3 protein-coding genes are annotated in these 2,245 nt (G+C 62.3%); 1 reads left to right on the top strand and 2 read right to left on the bottom strand.

Annotated elements, in window-relative coordinates:
* Positions 1-116 precede the first annotated feature (116 nt).
* The gene (locus tag VES88_09610; GenBank protein ID HYN81745.1) at positions 117-1,544 is read left to right on the top strand and encodes an IS4 family transposase; all 1,428 of its coding nucleotides are present in this window, start codon (positions 117-119) and stop codon (positions 1,542-1,544) included.
* 117 nt (positions 1,545-1,661) lie between these two features.
* Here the strand turns inward: VES88_09610 and VES88_09605 are convergent, their stop codons facing one another.
* Together VES88_09605 and VES88_09600 are read right to left on the bottom strand one after the other, a co-directional pair.
* Positions 1,662-2,048, bottom strand: coding sequence for a type II toxin-antitoxin system VapC family toxin (locus VES88_09605; protein ID HYN81744.1), 387 nt, complete (start codon positions 2,046-2,048; stop codon positions 1,662-1,664).
* On the bottom strand, positions 2,048-2,245 hold a 198-nt coding region (locus VES88_09600; protein ID HYN81743.1), incomplete at its 5' end, for a type II toxin-antitoxin system prevent-host-death family antitoxin. The genes VES88_09605 and VES88_09600, both read right to left, overlap by 1 nt.

Here is a 2,245-nt window from a genome sequence, read left to right as displayed (position 1 = left end):
GCTTACCAATACCCACATCTTTTCGTTGCAGTTCGTGGAGTTAAGTGGTGAGGGGGTTGTACTTTTTCTAATGTGATGTTAACTTTCGGATCAGCTTTTATCGACAAGGCTGATTCTTGGCGCAAGCGAGCACCGACGAGGAAGACTGGGCGCAGGCGGAGTTCGGCGCGGCCGAGCTGGGTGATGCGCGGCGCACGGCGCGACTGGTGCAGCTGGCGCGTCAGCTCGCAGAGCGTCCGGAAGCGTCGTTGCCGCAGGCACTTGAAGATGGCGCCACGCTCAAAGCGGCTTATCGTTTCTTTGACAACGCCGACATTGCGCACGAGAAGATTCTCGCGCCGCACGTGGTGTCGAGTCTTGGGCGCATGCAGGGGCAGGAGGTGATACTGGCGGTGCAGGACACGACCTTCATCGATTACTCGACGCACTTGGCCACCGAGGGCTTGGGGCCGCTGCACGCGAAGGGGGGGCACGGCATGATTCTCCACGGTACGCTTGCTTTTACGCCGCAGCGCCTGCCCTTGGGTGTTCTGAGCTTGCGGCTGTGGGCGCGTGATGTGAACAAACCCAAGCAGCGTGCAACGCGCCGCAGCCGGGCGATTGAAGATAAAGAAAGCTACAAGTGGATTGACAGCGTGCAGGCGGTGGCGGGGCTCAAAGCGCGCTTGCCGGGCACGCGTTTGGTGAGTGTTGGCGATCGCGAAAGCGATGTCTTCGAGTTCTTCACTGAAGCGCAGGCGCTGGGCGTGGACGTGCTGGTACGCGCGGCGTGGGATCGTAACGTCAAAGGGCCCGAGGCGCAGGTCTTCGCGACCTTGGCGGTAGCGCCCGTGGTGGCGCACAAGCAACTGGCGCTGCCGGCAAGCGGCAAGCGCAAAGCCCGGACGGCGAAGCTCGAGATCCGCGCCTGCCCACTCACGCTTAAGGGTCCCCGCAATGGCTCGGGGCAGGGGCTTGGCTCCCTCGCGTTGTGGAGCGTGTGGGCCTATGAGCCTGAGCCACCTGCTGGGGTGGCGCCGCTTGACTGGAAACTGCTCACCAGCGTGCCCGTCACCTCGGCCGAGCAGGCGCTCGAGCGCCTGGAGTGGTATGCGGCGCGCTGGGGCATCGAGCAGTGGCACAAGATCTTGAAGAGCGGCTGTCGCATCGAAATGCGACAACTGGAGTCCGCCGAGCGCCTTGAGCGGCTGCTCACGATATATGCCGTGATTGCCTGGCGTATCCTGTATGCCACCCTGCTCGCGCGGCTGGTGCCCGAGATGGCTTGCACCGCGATTCTGCAGGACGATGAATGGGAGGCGCTGTATTGCCGCATTCATCGCACGCCGGTGCCGCCCGCCAGGCCGCCGCCGCTGAGGCAGGCTATACGTTGGATCGCGCGCCTCGGCGGCTTCCTCGGGCGCACTGGCGATGGTGAACCCGGTAGCAAAACATTGTGGCAAGGATTCCAAGAATTGATCCCAATAACCGAAATGTATCGAATCATGAAACCACATCTACAACCCGGCCTCTCTCAACCCAGAAAAAATGTGGGTAATGATTAGCCCGGAGGAGAGGGGAGCTTCGAGGCGCTCCGCGCGAAATGGGATCGCGAGGGGAGCGTCGAGCGAAACCGGACTGTCATCCGGTTTCGTAATAATCAATGGAGCGAATTGCAGCCGTCAAACCACCTGGACGCCATCCGAATAGCGCGCAAGCAGGGCATCATTCGTCAGCAGCGTGAGCGGCTCCGCGATGCTTTGCGCGATCAGCAGCCGGTCGAAGGGGTCTCGATGAATGGGCGGGAGCTTGGTGATGCCGGCAGCGTGCACGGCGGTCACCGGCAGCTCTATCAGCCCCATCTCGGGAAGGGCCGTCTGCAGGGCGGCAAGGTCGATGCGAAAGTCCTTGCGCCCTAGCGAGATCTTGATCGCGAGTTCCCAGATGCTCGCCGCGCTGAAATAGGCTTCGTTGGCGGCGTTTTCGATCAGTACACGCGCTTCGCGCGGTAACCGTTTGCTGCGGGCGGCGGCCCACAACAACAAATGCGTGTCGAGCAGCAACCGCACTATTTCTTGGCCTCGAATGCGCGCAGGACCGATTCGGGCAGCGGGGCGTTGAAGTCGTCCGGAATCTTGAACTTGCCGTCCAGTAAACCGAGCCGACGACGGCCACCGACCCTGGTCAGCGGCACAAGCTTCGCAGCCGGCTTGCCGGCCCTGGCAATGACGACTTCCTCTCCGGCCTCTGCGCGCTCGACCAGCTT

This window comes from Gemmatimonadaceae bacterium (assembly GCA_035633115.1).
Classification (GTDB): Bacteria; Gemmatimonadota; Gemmatimonadetes; order Gemmatimonadales; family Gemmatimonadaceae; genus UBA4720.
The sequence above is the reverse complement of the archived record's forward strand: the minus strand, read 5'-3'. Positions and strand labels throughout refer to the sequence as shown.